The organism is Shewanella atlantica (genome assembly GCF_003966265.1).
Classification (GTDB): Bacteria; Pseudomonadota; Gammaproteobacteria; order Enterobacterales; family Shewanellaceae; genus Shewanella; species Shewanella atlantica.
Window position 1 is genome coordinate 975,672 of the sequence record NZ_RXNV01000001.1, and the last position, 21,428, is coordinate 997,099.

General features: G+C 45.3%; 21 protein-coding genes. 10 read left to right on the forward strand and 11 right to left on the reverse strand.

Features of this window, described 5'->3' with window-relative positions:
• The first annotated feature begins 83 nt into the window (after window positions 1-83).
• The 7 genes from lptD to EKG39_RS04260 all read left to right on the forward strand — a co-directional run bounded on the left by lptD (window position 84) and on the right by EKG39_RS04260 (window position 9,152).
• Window positions 84-2,408: an LPS assembly protein LptD gene (gene lptD, locus EKG39_RS04230; protein ID WP_126504476.1), complete on the forward strand. Its 2,325-nt coding sequence runs from the start codon at window positions 84-86 to the stop codon at window positions 2,406-2,408.
• A 122-nt stretch (window positions 2,409-2,530) separates the two neighbouring features.
• The gene (gene surA, locus EKG39_RS04235) at window positions 2,531-3,835 is read left to right on the forward strand and encodes a peptidylprolyl isomerase SurA (RefSeq protein WP_126504477.1); all 1,305 of its coding nucleotides are present in this window, start codon (window positions 2,531-2,533) and stop codon (window positions 3,833-3,835) included.
• 5 nt (window positions 3,836-3,840) lie between these two features.
• Window positions 3,841-4,827 carry a 4-hydroxythreonine-4-phosphate dehydrogenase PdxA gene (pdxA, locus tag EKG39_RS04240; protein WP_126504478.1) on the forward strand — a complete coding sequence of 329 codons (987 nt, stop codon included), beginning with the start codon at window positions 3,841-3,843 and terminating at the stop codon, window positions 4,825-4,827.
• A 12-nt stretch (window positions 4,828-4,839) separates the two neighbouring features.
• A complete protein-coding gene (rsmA, locus tag EKG39_RS04245) occupies window positions 4,840-5,643 on the forward strand; it encodes a 16S rRNA (adenine(1518)-N(6)/adenine(1519)-N(6))-dimethyltransferase RsmA (protein WP_126504479.1) in 804 nt (267 codons plus the stop codon).
• 94 nt (window positions 5,644-5,737) lie between these two features.
• Window positions 5,738-6,118, forward strand: coding sequence for a Co2+/Mg2+ efflux protein ApaG (apaG, locus tag EKG39_RS04250; RefSeq protein ID WP_126504480.1), 381 nt, complete (start codon window positions 5,738-5,740; stop codon window positions 6,116-6,118).
• Window positions 6,119-6,152: 34 nt separating this feature from the next.
• Window positions 6,153-6,977, forward strand: coding sequence for a symmetrical bis(5'-nucleosyl)-tetraphosphatase (locus EKG39_RS04255; protein ID WP_126504481.1), 825 nt, complete (start codon window positions 6,153-6,155; stop codon window positions 6,975-6,977).
• 147 nt (window positions 6,978-7,124) lie between these two features.
• Window positions 7,125-9,152 carry a methyl-accepting chemotaxis protein gene (locus tag EKG39_RS04260; protein ID WP_126504482.1) on the forward strand — a complete coding sequence of 676 codons (2,028 nt, stop codon included), beginning with the start codon at window positions 7,125-7,127 and terminating at the stop codon, window positions 9,150-9,152.
• Window positions 9,153-9,231: 79 nt separating this feature from the next.
• Here the strand turns inward: EKG39_RS04260 and EKG39_RS04265 are convergent, their stop codons facing one another.
• The 7 genes from EKG39_RS04265 to rplU all read right to left on the reverse strand — a co-directional run bounded on the left by EKG39_RS04265 (window position 9,232) and on the right by rplU (window position 13,665).
• On the reverse strand, window positions 9,232-9,618 hold the full coding sequence (locus EKG39_RS04265) for a DUF3718 domain-containing protein (protein ID WP_126504483.1): 387 nt from the start codon (window positions 9,616-9,618) through the stop codon (window positions 9,232-9,234).
• Between the two features lie 100 nt (window positions 9,619-9,718).
• Window positions 9,719-10,201 (reverse strand): type 3 dihydrofolate reductase, encoded by a 483-nt coding sequence (gene folA / locus EKG39_RS04270; protein ID WP_126504484.1) that lies wholly within the window; start codon window positions 10,199-10,201, stop codon window positions 9,719-9,721.
• A gap of 281 nt (window positions 10,202-10,482) precedes the next feature.
• A complete protein-coding gene (locus EKG39_RS04275; protein ID WP_126504485.1) occupies window positions 10,483-10,953 on the reverse strand; it encodes a threonine/serine exporter family protein in 471 nt (156 codons plus the stop codon).
• Complete coding sequence (locus EKG39_RS04280; RefSeq protein ID WP_126504486.1) at window positions 10,950-11,711, reverse strand: threonine/serine exporter family protein; 762 nt, start codon at window positions 11,709-11,711, stop codon at window positions 10,950-10,952. The genes EKG39_RS04275 and EKG39_RS04280 overlap by 4 nt, the downstream gene beginning before the upstream one ends.
• 71 nt (window positions 11,712-11,782) lie before the next feature.
• Window positions 11,783-12,943: an Obg family GTPase CgtA gene (gene cgtA / locus EKG39_RS04285; RefSeq protein WP_126504487.1), complete on the reverse strand. Its 1,161-nt coding sequence runs from the start codon at window positions 12,941-12,943 to the stop codon at window positions 11,783-11,785.
• A 141-nt stretch (window positions 12,944-13,084) separates the two neighbouring features.
• A complete protein-coding gene (gene rpmA / locus EKG39_RS04290; protein WP_012141302.1) occupies window positions 13,085-13,339 on the reverse strand; it encodes a 50S ribosomal protein L27 in 255 nt (84 codons plus the stop codon).
• Between the two features lie 14 nt (window positions 13,340-13,353).
• Window positions 13,354-13,665: a 50S ribosomal protein L21 gene (gene rplU, locus EKG39_RS04295; protein ID WP_126504488.1), complete on the reverse strand. Its 312-nt coding sequence runs from the start codon at window positions 13,663-13,665 to the stop codon at window positions 13,354-13,356.
• Between the two features lie 278 nt (window positions 13,666-13,943).
• Between rplU and ispB the strand changes: the two genes are divergently transcribed.
• Complete coding sequence (gene ispB, locus EKG39_RS04300) at window positions 13,944-14,915, forward strand: octaprenyl diphosphate synthase (protein ID WP_126504489.1); 972 nt, start codon at window positions 13,944-13,946, stop codon at window positions 14,913-14,915.
• 79 nt (window positions 14,916-14,994) lie between these two features.
• Here the strand turns inward: ispB and mdh are convergent, their stop codons facing one another.
• Complete coding sequence (mdh, locus tag EKG39_RS04305; protein WP_012141299.1) at window positions 14,995-15,930, reverse strand: malate dehydrogenase; 936 nt, start codon at window positions 15,928-15,930, stop codon at window positions 14,995-14,997.
• A 369-nt stretch (window positions 15,931-16,299) separates the two neighbouring features.
• Between mdh and argR the strand changes: the two genes are divergently transcribed.
• Together argR and EKG39_RS04315 are read left to right on the forward strand one after the other, a co-directional pair.
• Window positions 16,300-16,770: a transcriptional regulator ArgR gene (gene argR / locus EKG39_RS04310; RefSeq protein WP_126504490.1), complete on the forward strand. Its 471-nt coding sequence runs from the start codon at window positions 16,300-16,302 to the stop codon at window positions 16,768-16,770.
• Window positions 16,771-16,996: 226 nt separating this feature from the next.
• Entirely contained in the window at window positions 16,997-17,464 is a 468-nt protein-coding gene (locus EKG39_RS04315) for a cupin domain-containing protein (protein WP_126504491.1), read from the forward strand.
• Window positions 17,465-17,543: 79 nt separating this feature from the next.
• Here the strand turns inward: EKG39_RS04315 and EKG39_RS04320 are convergent, their stop codons facing one another.
• The 3 genes from EKG39_RS04320 to EKG39_RS04330 form a co-directional block, all read right to left on the reverse strand.
• Window positions 17,544-18,482 carry a Dyp-type peroxidase gene (locus tag EKG39_RS04320; RefSeq protein WP_126504492.1) on the reverse strand — a complete coding sequence of 313 codons (939 nt, stop codon included), beginning with the start codon at window positions 18,480-18,482 and terminating at the stop codon, window positions 17,544-17,546.
• Between the two features lie 147 nt (window positions 18,483-18,629).
• Window positions 18,630-20,321 carry a gamma-glutamyltransferase gene (ggt, locus tag EKG39_RS04325; protein ID WP_126504493.1) on the reverse strand — a complete coding sequence of 564 codons (1,692 nt, stop codon included), beginning with the start codon at window positions 20,319-20,321 and terminating at the stop codon, window positions 18,630-18,632.
• Between the two features lie 48 nt (window positions 20,322-20,369).
• Window positions 20,370-21,401, reverse strand: coding sequence for an ABC transporter ATP-binding protein (locus EKG39_RS04330; protein ID WP_185817527.1), 1,032 nt, complete (start codon window positions 21,399-21,401; stop codon window positions 20,370-20,372).
• Window positions 21,402-21,428: the final 27 nt, after the last annotated feature.

Below are 21,428 nucleotides of genomic sequence, written 5' to 3' on the forward strand. Positions count from 1 at the left end.
ATTTAGCTGTGTTGTCTGATTGAAGCGGCAACTTTTCTCACCAATACTTGTCCAGACTAAGAAATCATATTAAACGACTTAAGATGCAGATCCGTTATTTATTGGCACTAAGCCTACTTCCCCAATTAGTCTTGGCTGAAGAAACTCCAGTTACTACCAACTCCGATACTCAGTGTATCGTCGAGCCTCCGGTTCCCCGTTTGACGCCGCCGGAAAATAGCGATGTAAAGATAGATCTCCAGGAGATCCGCATCATCTCAGATCGCTCAGAAGCCCAAATGGGTAAACAAGCTAAATTTAATGGTGATGTCTCATTCAGTCAGGGCGGGCGTAATATCGCTGCCGATGAAGCCATTTTAGATCAAGAATCGGAACGTTTAGACGCTAACGGAAATCTTGTCTTCCAGGATCAAATGTTTACCGTCACCGCCGATTCTCTGGTTGCCGAGATGCGCAGTAACAGTGCCACCTTGTCGGGTGCTCAATACTGGTTGCATGGGCAACAGATCCATGGCGATGCTGAAAAGCTGGAGATCACACCAGACAACAACCTCTACCTGACCAAGACCAACTTTACCACTTGTCCTCCGGAGGATACGTCTTGGCTACTCGAAGCCGAAACGATAAAAATTGACAGTAAAGAGGAATGGGGTGAATTATGGGACGCCAAACTAAAAATTGGTAACGTGCCTGTTCTTTATATTCCCTATATGACAATACCTGTATCGGATAAACGTAAGTCAGGTTTTTTGTTTCCAACTTTCAGCACCAGTACCACCAATGGTGTTGAAGTTGCTACCCCCTATTATTGGAATATTGCACCAGACTACGATCTGACCCTCACGCCTCACTATATGTCTGCCCGTGGCCTGTTCTTAAAGAGTGACTTCAGATATCTGGCCGGTGATGCTCAACAGGGTCAACTGAATATCGAGTATTTGGGTAACGATGATATGTTGGCTAACTCGCCTAATCGCTATCTTTACCACTGGGAACATCAGGGTGCAATAGATGAAAACTGGCGAGTGCTCGCTAACTACACCGATGTTTCGGATAACAACTATTTCAACGATTTAAAGTCTGATGTTCAGCGCGCAACCGATAATCAATTGACTCGAATTGGTGAAGTCAGCTATTTCGAAACAAACTGGAATTTCAATGCCAGGGTTCAAGACATAAAAGTACTGGGCGAAGATGAAAAACCTTATAAGGTGATGCCACAGCTTGGTTTTAACTACCGTTCTCCCGATGTCTGGAAAGGTTTAGATCTTGGCTTCTTAAGTGAAGTGACAAATTTTGAGCATGAAGACAGCGACAAAACGACGGCAACACGACTTCATTTTGAACCTAGTATCTCTTTCCCGCTTCATGGGCCTGCCGGGTCGTTAACCAGTGAATTGAAGCTGCTGCAAACATACTATTGGCAGGATGATGCCCGTATTGATGCCAATAAAGATCTCGATAGCAGTGTGAGCCGTACTCTGCCACAAGTGCGGATCCATGGTCAGGTCAACTTCGAGAGATTTACCGACTACTTTAACGAAAACTATCGCCAGACTTTAGAGCCTCAATTCCAGTACCTCTATGTCGGTTATGAAGACCAATCTAATATTGGTGTTTATGATACGGCACAGCTTCAGGAAGATTACTTCGGGCTATTTCGTGAGCGACGTTTTTCAGGTCCGGATAGAGTCGCCGACGCGAATCAGATGACCTTAGGTTTGACCACCCGTTTATTTGATTCCCATAACGTCGAGAAGTTTAAGTTCAGTCTGGGTCAGATATTTTACTTTCAGGAGAGCCGGGTTGGCCTACCAGATTCCTCTTTTCAAGGTGAAACTTTTACCCAGGAAAATACTTCAAACTCAGTGTTAGCTGCCGAATTGAATACCCAGATTTACCAAGACTGGTATATGAGTGGCTCTATTCAGTATGATACTAAGCAGAGTGATAATAAGAAGAGTGAGGTAACTCTAGACTTCCGTCCAGGTGCCAACAAGCTATTACAATTTAGTTATCGCTATGTCCCGGACCTTCTGAATAGCAATACCAACGAGTCGGTCAATATTTCCCAGGCGGGCATGCGAGGAGCGTGGCCACTGAATGATAGTCTTTACTTGGTCGGTAACTGGTATTACGATCTCAACGAGAGCCGTAGTATCGAAACCTACGCCGGTTTTCAGTATGAGTCCTGCTGTTGGGCCTTACGTTTGAGTTATCATTATAGAATCAAGACTAATTATGATGATGACTATAATCCGGTACTGGATAATAGAGAGCTTTTCGAGAGCGGTTTATATCTCAACTTTGTAATAAAGGGGCTCGGTGGCTCTGGCCCATTAGGCGTATCAGATATGCTTAACGATGGTCTGTTTAATTACCGAAAGCCGCTTTACCTGAAAAACTAGTAAAACAATTGCATTTTCGATGAACCATGAGTTAGACCTGTAGTCCAACTTTTGATAATAGATTTTTTAGCCGGCATCATTTAATGCCGCACCAGACGTTAATATGCCAAGGATTTTTGTTGATGAAACCCTGTAAACATTTTATTTTTGCTTTTCTTACCCTGGCAATGAGCCACACAGTTCAAGCTAAAGTAGAGCCCCTGGACCGTGTTACAGTTCAGATAAACGAAGGTATTGTACTGGAAAGCGAGATTGCCGGTATGCTGCAGACAGTAAAAGCCAATGCCAGCTCAGCAGAACAGGCGTTACCATCAGATCAAGCGCTTAGAACCCAGGTTATTGAACGTTTAATCATGACTCGGTTACAGATGCAGATGGCCGATAGAATTGGTTTGCATATTGGAGACCTTCAGCTGGATCAGACCATAAGTAATATTGCCAAAGAGCAAAACCTTACCGTCGCTCAGATGCGAGAGAAGATTGGTCAAGAGGGAATGAGCTGGAGCCAGTATCGTGAGCAACTACGTGAAGAGATCACCTTAGGTGAAATCCAACGGATTCAGGTTCAACGCCGTATTCAGGTCTCACCTCAAGAGATAAATAACTTAGTTAAACTTATCGAAGAGCAAGGGCTGCAGCAAGTTGAGTTCCAGATTGGACACATACTGATTGAAGTACCAAGTAGCCCAAGCAGTGAAGAGCTACAAAAGGCAAGTGATCGTGCCAATACAGTGCTGAAACGTATTAAAAATGGTGATGATTTCCGCCGTACTGCGATTGCAGCATCGGCAGGTCCAAAAGCCCTCGAAGGCGGTGTTTGGGAGTATATGAACGTCAACGAAATGCCAACGCTGTTTGCTGAGGTGTTGGGTGGAGCTAAGACAGATGACGTCATAGGTCCAATTCGAAGCGGTGCAGGCTTTCATATCATCAAGGTGCTCGATGCCCGTGGCCTTCAAACAAAAGAGGTTGATGAAGTCAGCTCAAGACATATTCTAATTAAGCCATCACCGATCCTGTCAGAAGAAAGAGCTAAGGCGATGCTTGATAAGTTCGTGGAACAGATACGTTCCGGCGATGCTGATTTTGCAGCCCTTGCCCGTCAATACTCTGAAGATCCAGGTTCAGGGGCTAAAGGTGGTGAGCTGGGCTGGGCAGATCCTTCCGCTTATGTTCCAGCATTCGCTCAAACCTTGAATGCATTAGAAATTGGTGAGATCAGTGAGCCATTTCGTTCGAGTCACGGCTGGCATATAGTACAGCTTGAAGAGCGTCGAACAACGGATGCTACAGACAAATTTAATACTAATCGGGCGCACCAACTTATCTTCCGCCGTAAGTTTAATGAAGAGTTACAGAACTGGCTGGATGAGATGAGATCTGAAGCGTATATCGAAGTTTTCGATGCTGATTTCAACCGAGGTTAATTATTTTGACGACTAAACGAATTGCCATTACCCCGGGAGAGCCCGCAGGAATTGGCCCAGATTTAGTTATCCAACTAGCTCAGCAGGCTTGGCCTGCTGAGCTAGTTGTTTGCGCCGATCCTGAACTTTTGTCCGCCAGAGCTAAAAAGCTTGGACTTCCGCTTCAGTTAAAGCCCTATCAGCCGAATCTTGAGCCTAAAGCTCAAGAAGCGGGCACATTGACACTGGCTCCCTTTGCTCTGCTCAATGAAGCGGTATGTGGTCAGCTCGATGAGCAAAATAGTGCCTATGTCGTTGAAACACTGCGCTATGCCGGTGAGAAAAACATGAACGGTGAATTTGATGCCGTCGTCACAGGCCCTGTGCATAAAGGTATCATTAACCAATCCGGTATTCCGTTTAGCGGACATACCGAATTTTTTGCCAATCAGGCAAATTGCCAAGATGTTGTAATGATGCTGGCCGCGCCAGGTTTACATGTGGCCCTGGTGACAACCCATATTCCATTAGCCTACGTATCTAAGGCAATAACCCGTGACAGACTTCATCAAATAGTTAAGATCCTTCATACCGATTTAGTTGAGAAGTTTGCACTTGAACAACCTAAGATTTACGTCTGTGGGCTTAACCCACACGCCGGTGAAGATGGGCATTTAGGGCGAGAAGAAATTGATACCATCATACCGGCCCTCGAGGAATTACGAGCCGAGGGTATGAATATTGTCGGTCCACTGCCCGCAGATACTATTTTTCAGAAAAAATATCTGGAAGATGCCGATGTTATCTTAGCTATGTATCACGATCAGGGTTTGCCGGTCCTTAAATCCCAAGGTTTTGGCAGCTCTGTAAATATCACATTAGGGCTTCCCTATATTCGCACCTCTGTCGATCACGGTACCGCACTAGAACTCGCCGGAACCGGACAAGCAGACATTGGAAGCTTTGTCTGTGCACTTAATAAAGCCATAGATTTGGCTGCCAAATCTGAGTAGTTGAAAAAAGTAATGAGTAATAAAGTACATTTAGGCCATACAGCCAGAAAACGTTTCGGTCAAAACTTCCTGACCGACGGCAATATTATCAACCGCATCGTGGGTGCGATTGCACCCGATAATGATCATGTTATGGTTGAAATTGGCCCGGGTCTCGGCGCCCTAACCGAACCGGTAGCCAATGGCATCGATAAGTTAACGGTAGTTGAGCTGGATAAAGATCTTGTTGAGCGACTCAAAGAGCATCCGACACTGAAGCATAAGTTGGATATCCATCAAGGTGATGCACTCAAGTTTGACTTTAGTCAGCTGATCGAAGAAGGCAAACAACTTAAAGTATTTGGTAATCTGCCCTATAACATCTCGACACCTCTCATGTTTCATCTGTTCGAATTCGCAGAACAGATTAAGAATATGCACTTTATGCTCCAAAAAGAGGTGGTATTAAGACTCTCTGCCAGCCCTGGAACTAAGGCCTATGGCCGTCTAACTGTAATGGCCCAGTATCACTGTCAGGTACTACCGGTATTAGAAGTCCCACCGGGATGCTTTACACCTGCACCTAAGGTCGACTCGGCAGTTGTTCGCCTCGTGCCTTATAAGACAAAGCCATGGCCATGTAAAGATGTCGATCTGCTCAGACACCTGACCACCACGGCATTTAATATGCGCCGCAAAACGCTGCGCAACAACCTCAAGCATATGATCACCGATGAAGAGTTTACACAACTCGGCATCGACTCTTCGCTGAGACCGGAACAGATAAGTGTTGAGCAATATGTCGCTATGGCTAACCTCGTTATCGACAAGAAGTAAGCTTGCGATAACTGATTGCCATTGACAAATATTGATTAAACATCATAAATTTCAGGAGGGCTAAGCCCTCCTTTCTTTCGCCATAAGGAAAGTCATGTCAGCACCAGAAGACTCCATCAAGGTCGAAGTAAAAACTGAATATATTGAAGACCAATCTTCCCCGACAGAGGAGAAGTACCTGTTCAGATATACCATCACTATCATTAATCTCGGCGAAAAAGCAGTGACACTGAAGAGTCGCTACTGGTCCATTACCGATGCAAATAACAATAATAGTGAAGTGCGCGGTGAGGGCGTCGTTGGCGAGACCCCCACAATAGAGCCTGACAGTGCATACCAATATACCAGTGGCACAGTACTGGAGACTCCTCTGGGGATCATGCAAGGCAGCTACACCATGCTCACCGGAGAAGGAGAAAGCTTTAAGGCACAAATACCTCCTTTCAGGCTCGCAGTACCAGGTCTGCTCCACTGAAATGAATTTTTTAACCCTAATTGAGGCGACATAGATGGCGCATTATTTTGTTGGTGATATTCAAGGATGCTTCGAAGAGTTACAGCTTCTTCTGAATAATGTCGACTTTAACCCATCAAAAGATCAGCTTTGGGCCGTCGGAGATCTTGTGGCAAGAGGCCCGGGCTCACTGGAGACTCTGCGCTATTTTCAGCAACTGGAGGGCTCCGGTCGTGTGGTACTGGGAAATCATGACCTTCACCTTTTGGCAGTAAATGCCAAAATTAAAAGAGCAAATCCCAAAGATCAACTCGGTCCATTACTCACGGCCCCGGATATTGGCTCTCTGATTGACTGGTTACGACTGCAACCGCTTTACCAAGAACTGCCAGAACACAAGCTGGTCATGACTCATGCGGGAGTTCCTCCCCAATGGAGTCTTGAGACTTTAAGAGAGGAAGCGGACCAGGTCGCAGCAGCGCTTAGATCAAGTGATTACATCACCTCACTTATCAGTCATATGTATACCAATGGTTCAAATTGCTGGCACGACTCCATGTCTGAACTGGAGCGAAAAATATACTGCATCAATGCCCTGACCCGAATGAGGTTTCTCCATAGTGACGGGAGACTCGACTTTGGCTGTAAGCTGCCTCCGGCTGCGTGTGAAGATCCCGATCTCTCCCCCTGGTTTGAACGCGCCGGAGTCATTAATGAAACCCATACTTTAGTTTTCGGACATTGGGCCGCCGTTATGGGTAAGGTGCCCTCAACAAGGATCCATGCACTAGACACTGGTTGTTGTTGGGGCGAGCACCTGACACTCTGGCATTTAGAATCTAATCAAAAAATAACCCAAAGCAGGTTAAAAAAGAGTTAAACTAACTCATTAATTGGCCGATAAAAATTAATCACTAGAGCCAACCTGCCCAAGCTATGAATTTTAAAGGTATTTTTGCGAGGGAAGAGTAACTGACAGCTTTAAGCTGAATAGTTGTAGGAAATATAATAATAATCGGAGCACCCTATGAAAATGAATGTCGCCACAAGAGTCATTGGCGGGTTTAGTGTTGTTACCCTGTTACTCATCGCCTTAGGTGGAGCTTCTCTACTCACTAATAGTAAACTCAAGACGAGTACTCAAGTATTGCAGGAGCTCAGTCTTCCGGCACTCGAGTCCAGTGGCCATCTTGTAGAGAGCCTCTCAGTTCAGGAAACACAGCTACTTACCGCCTACCATAGCAGTAAATCGGCTCAAATCCCGGCAATCGAATCCAAATTTTCTAAATCCAGCCAAGCGTTTGTCAACGAATTAGATTCGCTATCCAATATTGTCAGTTCACAATCTCAAGCTGATTTTACCAGGGTGATCTCAGATCTGCGTCAAAGTTACCTTAACTTTGAAAGCAATGGTCTGAAGATGATTCAGACCAGAGAGAGTGCGCTGGTGACCCGGGAGAACTTAGCCTCAAAACTAGAAACACTTGAAGAGACGGCCGACGATACAGCATCTATCTTGCTAGATCTTATCGATCTTGAGATAAGTGAAGATCCCGTGGAGCAGCAAATTGCCGCGACAGCAGGTGATATTGATAATAGTTTGAGTGGTATTGTCAGCACCAGTATAGACCTGGTGAATAGTAGTAGTAAGCAGCAACATGAAACTATCACCAATGAGCTCGACTACTACATAAGAAACATCGGATATAAGCTTGAGTATATCAAGACAAACTGGGGAGGCGAAGTTGACGAGGAGTTACTTACCGAAATCAGTAACGAGGCAAAGAAAGTGTTCTCGATGCTTGAAGGCAATGACTCTATTCAAGCCTTAAAAGGTCATCAATTAAACCTTGAGTCTTCAACGGACCAGATGCTCGATCGGGTCGAAAAAGATACTCAGAGCCTCAATCAGAACATGAGAGCCTTAACCGATGCGGTAGAGTCCGTCTCTAAAGAGGTGAGTGACAAGGCTATCAGTGATATAGACTCGGCCAGCATCAACACCATGATCTTGGTAATCGTTGCAATTATTGTCTCTATTATTGTCTCTATTGCTGTGATCCGCCCCCTCACCCAATCACTTGCCAAGGTGAATAATGCACTTAATATTCTGGCATCGGGAAATTTAACTCATAAGTTGGATGATAGCGGGCATGATGAATTTGCCGAACTTTCCAAAAACTGTAATCGCCTGGTGGATAGTTTACGAAGCCTGATACAAGGGATTTTAGATCGCTCCAATCAGCTGGCAGCAGCAGCAGAGGAAACTTCGGCCATCACGATGCAAACGACCGCCAGCATACAGGAACAGAAGAGTCAGGTCGATCAAGTCGCTACCGCAACGACTGAATTGAGCTCCAGTGCGCAGCAGGTTACTACCAGTGCCGATGATGCGCTGCAACAGATAAAACAAGCCGATGATGAAGCGCAGCATATGCGAACCATCGCCGATGAGAATAAGCAGACAATTCTAGCTCTCGCCGACGAAGTAGGTAAGGCTGGGGTTGTGATCAATAAACTCCACTCAGATAGTGCCTCCATCGGCTCCATCCTCGATGTAATTCGAGGCATTGCCGAACAAACTAACCTGCTGGCACTTAATGCTGCAATCGAAGCAGCCAGAGCCGGAGAGCAGGGGCGTGGGTTTGCAGTCGTTGCAGATGAAGTCAGGAGCCTGGCTTCAAGGACTCAAGATTCTACCCAAGAGATACAGCAGATGATCGAAGTTCTGCAGCAAGGTGCTCAGGAAGCGGTCTCAGTGATGGAGTTGGGACGCGATCAAGCAAGCTCTTGTGTCGATAAGACCGAACAGGCCAATATTGCACTGGAGAGTATCAGTGAATCAGTCCATCAGGCACACGATTCAGGCACTCATATCGCCCATGCAGCACAAGAGCAAAACATTGTTAGCCAGCAGGTTTCAGAGAAACTGGAGCATATTGCAGCCATCTCGGAAGAGACCTCAACAGGCGCCGAACAAACTGCGCAATCGAGCCATCAAGTTGCACAACTGGCCGAGGAACTACAGGCTTCGGTAAGGGAGTTTACCGTTTAATCAAGGTTATTCCATAAGACTTGGTTCCATAAAAAATGCCGGGCTCATCAGCCCGGCATTTTTATGGAAACTCTGTTACTTAGTTACTTGCTATACGCTCATTAATTGCAGCCGTAATCGCACTGCCGTCATGTCCATTTGCCTCAGACCATTGCACGATCGTCATTCCATCGGCTTCTGCCGCCTTTAAATCTGTTACAGAGAGGCGTTTCGCAACAAATGTTCCAACCTTATCAGAGCCACTATCCATCGCGGTACGAAGCAGGCTACCACCATTACATGAGATACCATTATAGATATTGCGTAATTTTACGCGGCTCTCTTTTAGCTTTTTACGTAAACGGTTCTTATCATCAGCCTGCACATAGTTACAAATATTTGCCGCCAGCTGATCGTTAGCTTGAGCAGGAATAGAGAAAGTAGACGCTGCGATAACCACAGCAAGGGTAGTAGGTAACAGACGCATCTGATACTCCTTTATTATTATTTATTTTTATACTGTAGAGCACCAAACAATTATCTTTATATGCCCCACCCTGAACTTGAAACATAACAACTACGATAATTTAACATTTTTTCACCAAGTTGATAAAGCTATATTCCAACCCTTTGTCATTAATTGCAGTCTCTTTGCTAAGAAGCTCCCAACTATCATCGTCCCATGGGGGGAAAAAGGTGTCACCTTCCACATCGAGATTTATCTCTGTGAGGTACAGTTTATCGGCCTCTTTGAGTAAAGATGAGTACAACTGCCCTCCTCCGATAACAACCAGCTCCTCACAGTCACCGACCAAGGCTTTTGCATCTTCGAACGAAGTAACACAAGTCACCCCCTCAATATTCAGTGACGCTTGGCGGCTAATCACAATATTATGCCGACCAGGCAAGGGGCGCCCTATAGATTCAAACGTCTTTCGTCCCATCACAATGGGCTTACCTAATGTCATCGCCTTAAAGTGTTTAAGGTCCTCAGGAAGGTGCCAGGGCATTTGATTGTCTTTACCGATAACACGATTGTTAGCCATCGCCGCTATCATGGCAATTTTCATAATATCTCCAATTTTTGTTTTTAGAATAATAAGACTGAATGTATATTCCCAAGCCACTTCAAAATTTCGTTTCAGAACTCCCGAAGGGCAAGGAGAAGCAACATATTTCTGCATTCTTTATTTATAAGAATAAATAGTGAATTAGAATAACCAGTCCCGCTATTTCATGAAGACCACCACGGATGGTGAGAATGTCGTTAATGCAGGAGCAATTAACTACCTTGAACTCAGTCACTGCTCGATATGCTGAATCCTGCATTTCGAGGTCGTTTGGGTATAGATTAAATGACCGGGCGGGTACGAAAGTAGAGCAGACTAGGCATAGCTAATCCTACAGACAGAGCCCCCAGAATAAACACCGTTTTTAATCCGTTACTGATAACTTGCGAGGTCAATTCCGGACTGATCTCAGACTGAGCAGTAAGCTGAACGAGTGCTATCACGGTATTAAATGCATAGGTCCCTGGGATCATAGGAATTATCGCAGCAACTGCATACATCAAGGGTGGTGCTAAGTGACGTTTAGCGAAACCGATAGTCACCAAACCGACGAGAGCTGCAGCTGCGAATGTCGCCCACTCTATCGGTAGCCCTATATGCAGTAAAAGCGTCCTGAAACTATGTCCTATCGCGCCGGCAACGGCACAGTATGGCAGGAAACGTTTAGGTACATTAAACACCATAGCAAACCCTACAGCCGGAATTGCTGAGAAAAACGCATCATTGAGTAAGGCTAAGAGAAGCTCCATCATAGGAACAAGCCCCCCAATTGCATCGCTATGGTAATTCCTATTACCGAAGAGACAGTCAATAGAGTTGCATGCCCCCATCTCGAGATTCCGACATTAAGATGCCCTTTCACCATATCTGATATCGAGTTGATCATGGGAAAACCCGGCACCAACATCAACACACTCGCGGCCATAGGAAGTTTAGGCGTATCAGTTAGGGAAAACTGATAGCCAAGTTGAGCAATCAGGGTCGTAACGAAAGCCGTAACGGCAAAGTTAAGCAGCAAGTTGAAGTGATGCTTAGCAATGGAGACCCTGACAAACATCCCTAACGACGAAGCGAAAAAAGTGATCACACAGGCCGCTATATCACCACCAAAGAGATGACAAAAACTCGCACATGACAAACCTATCATCGGCACTAAATACCGCTTGGGATAAGTTCTGGGTTCTATGCGTGAAACACGTTTTCTGACTTCGTTAAGCCCATATAAGCCTTTTTCGGTCAGCAGACAGATCCTTTGAAGCTCACAGACTATGGTCATGTTGATACCATGCTCTCGAGTACGGCGAGTAGTAGTGATACAACGACCATGGACCAGACTGGTTAAAACAAGGGAGTTTGAGGAGATGGATATTTCGACACTGGCGAGTCCCAGTGCATGACCTAAACGCTGACTTATCTCTTCGACAAGTTCTGATTCAGCGCCATAGGCCAACAAGAGTTGAGCAACCCGGACAATCTGCCGGGTTATATCATTTTGAGTATCTGCGTACACACTAATCTCGAACAGTATAGTCTCAAAAAAATAGCCTCAATTTAAAGGTTATCGATGAAGCGAGACAACGACTACCTTTGATAGATAACTTCGACATCATAGTCATCGTCATCGAAGTCATCGTCGTCTGAATCATCATAATCTTCGTTTAACGAATCACTGTCTTTATGATAATTATCCCACTTGAATTCGACTTCGGCTTCTACATCCACCTCTTCCTCTTCAGGAAGCGAGTCGATGAAGTCAACGAGTTTCAGGCTAAGCTCTTCGGTCCCGTCACGATTATAAGCTGAGATGGTATAGACTTCGCCCTTCCACTCTAACTCGTTCACGATATGGTCGATACGCTCCTGAAGTTCCTCTTCAAGCAAGAGATCCGTTTTATTGATCACTAACCAGCGTGGCTTGCCTGCAAGCTTTGGTGAGTGCTTTTCAAGCTCACCAACGATAGCTCTTGCCGACTCGACAGGATCACTGCCGTCGATTGGATCGATATCCACAAGATGCAACAACACACGACAACGCTCGAGATGCTTCAAGAAGCGAACACCAAGACCCGCACCATCGGCAGCGCCTTCGATTAGACCAGGAATATCGGCAATGACGAAACTCTGACCATGTCTTGGGTTAACGACACCAAGGTTAGGAACTAAAGTTGTGAAAGGATAATCGGCGACTTTAGGCTTAGCTCTGGATACCGAACGGATAAACGTTGATTTACCAGCATTAGGCATACCAAGTAGACCAACATCGGCAAGCAACATGAGTTCGAGCTTAAGGCTTCGAACTTCACCGGGGGTTCCCAACGTTTTCTGTCTTGGCGCACGGTTAGTACTACTCTTAAAGCGAGTATTACCTAAACCATGGAAACCACCTTTAGCCACAAGCATTCTTTGACCATGAGCAGTTAAATCTCCGAGAGACTCTTCAGTTTCTTCGTCGATAGCGCGTGTGCCAACAGGAACTTTAAGCACTAAGTCCTCACCACCATGTCCGGTACAATCACGACCACGGCCATTTTTACCACGCTCGGCACGATGAAAACGTTCAAACTGGAAATCGATTAGTGTGTTAAAACTTTCATCTGCTTGCAGATATACATCACCGCCATCACCACCATCGCCGCCATCAGGGCCGCCATCGGGTACATATTTTTCGCGTCTGAAACTCACGCAACCACTACCACCATCACCAGCTTCAACTCTGATCACAGCTTCATCGACAAACTTCATACTTACTCCTGGCACCACAGACTAAAAGGATTATACGTCTTTCTATCCAAGGTCGCCAAAAAACAATTTGTAAACCCATTAAAACAATAAAGCCCCACCAAAGGCGGGGCTTTAATAAGCAATCTTAGCAGAAGCTAAAGATTAGCCTTCGATGCTAATGAACTTGCGGTTCTTAGGACCTTTAACTTCGAACTTAACTTTACCGTCAGTCAAAGCGAATAGAGTATGGTCACGACCAATACCTACGTTTACACCAGCGTGGAATTTAGTACCACGTTGACGAACAATGATGTTACCAGCAAGAACTGATTCGCCACCAAAGCGCTTTACACCAAGACGTTTACTTTCTGAATCGCGGCCGTTACGAGTCGAACCGCCAGCTTTTTTATGTGCCATGAGTTAACTCCTAATTATGCGCTGATAGCAGTGATTTTAACTTCGGTGAACCATTGACGATGGCCCATCTTCTTTTCGTGATGCTTACGACGGTTGAACTTTTGTATCGTAACTTTTTCACCGCGGCCATGACTGATAACTTCAGCCTTGACTAGACCAGTGGCAACAAGAGGTGCACCAACATGAACAGTCTCACCGTCAGCAACCAAAAGAACTTGGTCAAATTCAACAGTTTCGCCTGTAGCGATTTCTAATTTTTCTAGACGAACAGTATGGCCTTCAGCAACACGATGCTGCTTACCACCACTTTGAAAAACAGCGTACATAGCTATTTTACTCCGATATTTCAAACACGCCGGCTCATTATGTGAGGCAGGGGTGTTATAAAAGCTTTAATGACAATGGTCGCGGAGTTTACGCTAAGAACTTCAACCTGACAAGCCCTAATTGAGTAAGAATAAAAAAAGATCGGAATTAATCCCACAATCTCCTTCTAATGCTGTCTTGAATGGCGTTTCTTAGGTAGAATCCATATCATTATAACATTCATGCCTTCATTTGGGCCGCCTTTTTTATTGCAGCCCCACAAAACCAGAGCCTATATATGGATTTAAACGCCATTCGTCAGTTAGCCGATAACGATATGCAAAACGTTAATAAGCTAATATACAAACAACTAGAATCTGATGTCGCCCTAATCAATCAGTTAGGCTTCTATATTATCAATGGTGGTGGCAAGCGCATGCGTCCACTACTATCTATCCTGGCAGCTCGTGCAATTGACTATAATGGTGAGGCACACTTAAAGCTGGCTGCAATTATCGAGTTTATCCATACCGCCTCGCTGTTACATGATGATGTTGTCGATGAATCTATGTTACGCCGCGGTAGAGAGACGGCCAACGCACTCTTTGGTAACAGTGCGAGCGTATTGGTTGGCGACTTCCTCTATACGCGTTCATTTCAAATGATGACCGAACTTGGCAACATGGAAGTACTGGAAGTGCTTGCCGATGCCACCAATGTTCTTGCCGAAGGTGAAGTATTACAGTTAATGAACTGTAATGACCCTGACACGACTGAAGAGAGTTACATGCGTGTCATCTATTGTAAAACCGCTAAACTCTTCGAGGCGGCCACACGTTTAGCCGGTGTACTTGCCGAAAGCCCTATCGAAATGCAAAGCGCACTGGCCGACTACGGAAAGTTCTTAGGCACGGCATTCCAGTTAACCGATGATCTATTAGACTACACTGCCGATACCGAAGAGTTAGGCAAGAATATCGGTGATGATCTTGCTGAAGGTAAACCAACTCTGCCACTTATTTATGCCATGGCACATGGTACTGAAAAAGAGCAAGGCTTGATCCGCACAGCAATAGAAAAAGGGGATGGTACTCAGAACATTGAAGAGATTCTCAACGCATTGAATAGCTGTGGCGCCTTGGACTATACATTCAAACGCGCACAAGAGGAGTCAGAGAAGGCAATAGAAGCCTTGTCAATCATCCCTGAGAGCGATTACAAGCAAGCGCTGATATCATTAGCCAAGATTGCTGTAGAGCGTAGCAACTAGTCTTACGCCCTATACGCGATACCATTAAAAAAGGAGCCCTGAGGCTCCTTTTTATTTGCTTGGCTAATATCGGTATAAATTACTTAACGAACTCGACACCTAGCTTGATGTCGGCCTTGAGTGTATCTAGCATAGCATCACGAGCATTGGCTTCGAATTCACTGACTTCACCGTAAGCCAGTACCGACTCAACCCCATTCTTACCAAGCAGGATTGGCTGTGCGAAGAAGTCGGCATGTTCACTGCCGCCATCGACATAGGCACACTCGATGACATTCTCTTCACCTTGAAGGCCACGTACCAGAGACAGACCGAAACGACATGCCGCTTGTCCCATAGAAAGAGTTGCGCTTCCGCCACCGGCTTTAGCTTCAACCACCTCCGTACCCGCATTTTGGATACGTGTAGTCAATGCAGCAACTTCTTCATCGCTAAAGCTTACGCCTTGAACCTGAGAAAGAAGAGGAAGGATAGTCACACCACTGTGACCACCGATAACATTGATCTTAACATCATCAACATTAAGACCTTTGGCTTCGGCAATAAAGGTTTCAGAACGGATCACGTCAAGGGTAGTTACACCGAAAAGACGATTCTTATCGTATACACCAGCAGCTTTTAATACTTCAGCAGCAATAGCAACTGTCGTGTTAACCGGGTTAGTAATAATACCGATAAGCGCTTTAGGACAAGCAGCGGCACACTTTTCGACTAGATTTCTAACGATACCGGCATTGATGTTGAATAGATCCGAACGATCCATACCAGGCTTACGAGCCACACCGGCAGAGATCAATACAACGTCTGCACCTTCAAGTGCAGGTGTTGGATCTTCACCCGCAAAACCTTTAACTTCTACGGCCGTCGGGATATGACTAAGATCAACCGCAACACCAGGTGTTACAGGAGCAATATCATAAAGTGACAATTTAGAACCTGCAGGCAATTGAGTTTTTAATAGTAGGGCAAGAGCCTGGCCAATACCGCCAGCGGCACCAAGTACAGCAACTTTCATAGTTATCTCCGTCATTTCTTGGATATTTGTGATTTAGATCTACATCTCTCGATGCCGCAACATTACTGCAATCACAATAAAAATTCAATTATCCCTTAGTCTTGGTTAGATTTAATTTTTGTTCTACATCAATAAACAAGCTAAAGATGAACAATAAAGCAGCATAAGAGCAAATTCCCCCTCACCGTCTAGCACTAAAACATTTTCGCCATGTAACCAGCCTCTTTGCCGGGGTTCTTTTTTACTTGCTTATGCATCCCGACACACGCCCCAGGTTGCATTTTTATTCATCAAACTCGGATATTTGTTGACATAAACACCAATTATATTCAACATAGCAATGATTTTTGAATAAAGAACAATAAAATTATGCAAGCAAATAGAAGTCAAGATGAGCTAGTTAAGACCTTTAAGGCAATTTTAAAAGAGGAGCGCTTTGGCTCTCAGAGTGAAATTGTCATCGCCCTTCAAGCTGAAGGGTATGGAAATATTAACCAATCCAAAGTATCTAGAATGCTAAGCAAGTTTGGTGCTGTGCGCACCCGTAATGCGAAGCAAGAGATGGTTTATTGCCTTCCGGCGGAGCTGGGAGTACCTACAGCAGGTAGTCCACTCAAGAATTTAGTATTGGATGTCGATCACAACCAAGCCATGATCGTGGTAAGAACGAGCCCTGGTGCGGCACAGCTTATCGCTCGACTTCTCGACTCGATAGGGAAACCTGAAGGTATTCTGGGTACGATTGCCGGTGACGACACGATTTTCATTACGCCATCGAATATTCAAGAGATAGAAAAAACCTTAGACACGGTTAAGTCACTGTTTAACTTTAATGACTAACTAAGCTAACAGGCTAGTGATTCGTGGCCTTTGCTCACAAGCTTTTATCGGAACTCTCCGATAACTAACCAAGATTCAATTATCCCACATCCAAAGAGACGCTTCGCGTCTCTTTTTGTTTTCCTTTATCTGTCACAGTATTTGATTGTATCCAATATATTGAATCAAATTGGCATTCATGAGAAATTGGAAACTCGAAAGCTATATCGAGGGCTAAGGATTCTTTATGACAACAACCAAAATAATTAAAGTCGATGATATTTGCTGGGAGTCCTGGCAACATTCAGCTCAATATACCAGCCAACAAAAACACATAGGTGATGCCGTAGGTTGCGAAAAAATCGGCGTTACCATGGAGCGTCTCGCCCCGGGAAAGATGTCGACAGTTGCGCATTACCACACTAAAGAGGAGGAACACTTATACGCCCTGCAGGGCGAAGCAAGCTTGCTTATTAACGGAGAGCCTCACCCTTTTAAGCAGGGAGATTATGTCTGTTTTAATGCCGATACAGCCATTGCACATACCCTAAGAAATGATTCGAATGAAGAATTTACTTTTCTGGTCATCGGCAATAGAGATAAGCACGATGTCGTTGTCTATCCGGAGAATAATAAGGTATTAGTCAGGGCTGTCGATGAAATATACGCCAAACGCCCGACGAATTACTGGGATCCTGATACCGAAAAGTCGTGACTTCTCGACTAAATACCTTATTTGAGACATAAAAAAACGCACTCAAAATAGTGCGTTTCTTGTGTCAATCACTCTAATTTCATTCGCCAGCCTGACTTTCCAGGAAGTCGAGCGAAGGGGCGAAGAAGGAGGAGCCGGTCAGTGCCTGGGTAAAGTGCAGCAGATGATCATGATTTCCATGACCGTCACCGTGAACCATACTCTTAAGCATCTGCTCAAAGTTTACTGAATTACGACAAGTAGAGATAAACATCAATCCTTGCTCTTTCACTGAACCGTAAGGCATGCTCTGCCTTAAGATCTCCATTGATTTACCATCCGCGTCTTTTAAGTTAACACGCTTAATATGACTGGTTAATGGCTTGTCCTCTGAGGCATACTCTATATTATCTAACTTGGTTCTGCCGACAATATCTTCCTGCTTTTTCTGCGGTAATCGATTCCACTTACTCAAGTTATGAGCAAACTTCTGCACATGGACGTAACTTCCCCCCTTAAACATCTCATCTTCAACTCCGACAAGTGCCACCTCTTGGCGGCTACGACCCTTAGGGTTTTCGGTGCCGTCGACAAAACCTGTCAGGTCACGGTTGTCCATGAAGCGGAAGCCGCGCTCTTCGTCAATAAGTTCAACCAAGCCTTCAAACATCTGGCAAACTTCATTGGCAACCAGGTGAAGGATATCGAATCGGTCACAACGGATGTGTACGAAAAGGTCATATTCTAATGCGGGGGCATCACGCGTATCTGCGTTCATGGCAGGAAAAGGCTTTAATGCCACGGGCCGGCCCGATGGATATAGGCTATCCCAATAATTCGCGCCAATGGCCACAAAGCCATTAAAGGCACTATCGGCATATTGATCGGTAAGCTCATAGATATATTGAGCCACATTAGCGATACAAGGTCGTAATTGAGATTCTACACCTTCATTGGCATTGAACATCAAATACACACTGTGCAAGTTACCTTCAGCACACACTCCCAACTGTTCACGTGGCATAGCCTGATTATCCATCTCTGATTACCTTTTCACTAATTCATATTCGGCATCATTATCCATAACTTTAGATAATAATGGTATTAACTGACGCACAATTAACATTTTATTTGAACCAGTTAAATCAATATGAAACATTAAATAACCTAAACTAGGGGGAAAAACCTAATATCCTGCAGCCTGGCCATCTTTTCTACTCTCTGATGCCCCTCTATAAACACCTGTTTCATTGTTTATCGAAATGGCTTGATACCCACCGAAAGCACCAAGACTATCCCGAATAACATGTCCTTTTTTCTGCAGTTGCCGGCGTATCGTCATCTCAAACCCTGACTCTAAGCTGATAAAACCACCATCTAACATCTGCTCTCCCGTTGGCTGAGAAGAGCCGGTATGCAAAATTCTAGGCGCGTCTCCCGCTTCCTGCAAATTCATATCAAAATCGATCAAATTTATTAAAATTTGCGCGTGCATCTGCGGCTGTGTGGCTCCTCCCATAACACCAAAACTCAACCAAGGTTTATTGTCTTTAGTTACAAATGCCGGAATGATGGTATGAAATGGTCTCTTACCCGGCGCATAGCTATTAAAGCGTCCGGGCTTCAGGTCAAACAGCTGACCACGATCCTGCAGAACAAACCCTAAACCCGGTGGCGTCATTCCTGAGCCCATACCACGATAATTGCTCTGAATAAGAGATACCATGTTGCCCTCTCCATCGGCGGTAGTCAGGTATACAGTGTCGCCATGAAGCAACGCCGGATGACCGGCATCGACACGCTTAGCGGCCCTGTTGGCATCAATTAATTTTGAGCGTTGATAATTGTATGTTTCACTTAGAAGCTCAGAAACCGGAATGGTATTGAATGCCATATCGGCATAAAATTTTGCTCGATCGGCAAAGGCTAGTTTTTTTGCCTCTACAAAATGGTGTACGTATTCGGGGCTCCTTCGCCCCATGCCTCTCAAGTCGAAGGGTTCCAGAGTTTTAAGGATCTGCAACGCGGCGATCCCCTGGCCATTAGGTGGCAGTTCCCAAACATCATAGCCACGATAATTAACCGAAACAGGGTCAACCCACTCACTCGTGTGTTCGCTTAAATCATCATATGAAAGGTAACCTCCCTGCGCTTTCATATAGCCGGAAATAGTCCTGGCAATATCACCTTTATAGAAAACATCCCGCCCCTGCTCCGCTATTTTCTCATAGGTAGATGCCAGTGCCGGGTTCTTGAAAACCTCCCCGACTTCGGGCATGGAACCGCTTGGCATATAGGTTTCTTTGAACCCCGGAAATATGGCTAACTTTGTGGCGCTACGCGCTAAATAATAGGCAATTAATTCGGAGACAGGAAAGCCTTTGCGGGCGTAGTCGATTGCAGGCGCTAAATTGTCTGACATATCTAACTTACCAAACCTATTATGCAGCTCAAACCAGCCATCGACAGCACCGGGAACCGAGACAGGTATGGGCCCATAAGGTGGCAGGTAGTCTAAGTCTAAGGCTTGTATTTTATCTAAGGTAAGGCTCTTGGGACTTCTGCCCGACGCGTTGAGTCCATAGAGGCGTTTATCTTTAGCACTCCAGATAATGGCAAATAGATCGCCACCGATCCCGGCGCCGGTAGGCTCAACCAGCCCAAGCATAGCGTTGGCGGCAATGGCTGCATCGACAGCGCTGCCACCCTGCTTAAGAATATCGAGTGCGACCTGTGTGGCTAATGGCTGACTGGTAGCCGCCATGCCATTTGTGGCGTAGATCTCTGAACGTGTTGCGAATGACTCGCCCGTGACTCTATCCATGGCGCACACTCCCATAGAGAAAAAGGCTGCAGTTATTATTAATTTTTTAAGCATAACCCCTCCGATAACTTTCTAAGCTACCATATAAGGGGTTTAATTAACTCAGAATACGACTAAAGAATGAGCCTGCGCGTAAAGGCCCACTTTCTGACCAGGAACCAATTGACTAAATTGACTTTTAACCTCATAAAACTGCTGAGCAACCTGAACCTGATAGTGACAAATATTCCCCAAAAAACGCCGCTCGACTATGACTCCTTCCCCCTCCTCGTCGGCTGTTATTTCAAGCTGCTGGGGTCTTAGCAATATCTCTCCATGATAACTCACAGGTTGAGATAAGGCGCGGGTACTGACTAACTTCCCCAGAGGAGTCTCGACGCTGAATGCATCGGTAACCGATGCGGGTATGTAGTTACCACTGCCTAAGAAGTCGGCCACATACCTATCCTTAGGGGATGTATACAGCTCTTCGGCGGTACCATATTGAACAATATAGCCATCTTTGAATAGCGCCAGTTTGTCAGCAAAAACGAAAGCCTCATCCTTACTATGGGTCACAAATACCGCACTGACATTGCGCTGTTTCAATATTGAACGTATCTCCAGCATCATCTCGCCTCGAACCTTAGCATCGATATTTGAAAATGGTTCATCGAGGAGTAATAGTTCCGGCTCATAGGCTAAGGCTCTGGCGATAGAAACACGCTGTTGCTGACCGCCGGAAAGTTCATGGGGAAATCTTTGCGACAGCCCATCGAGCTTGACCAGTGCAAGCATCTCATCGAGCCGCGCTTTCCTCTCCTCTTTGGTCACATCTTTAACGCCGAACAAGATATTATCTGCAACATTAAGATGAGGAAAGAGCGCGTAATCCTGAAAGATCATGCCGATACCACGCTGCTCACTTGGCTCAAAACGATCGGGGCCGGATAATATCTGCCCATTAATACAGATCTCCCCCTCAGTGATGGGCTGCAGGCCAGCAATCGCTCTAAGTAAGGTTGTTTTACCACAACCGCTGGGACCAAGAAGAGCAGCAATCTCCCCCTTTGCCAGAATTAAATCCAGGCCTCTTAAGACCTGTTGCCCCTGATAATGGCTGTGAACACCTTTAATACTTAATGTCGACATAATCGTTTACTTACTCAAAGAGCCGTGAAG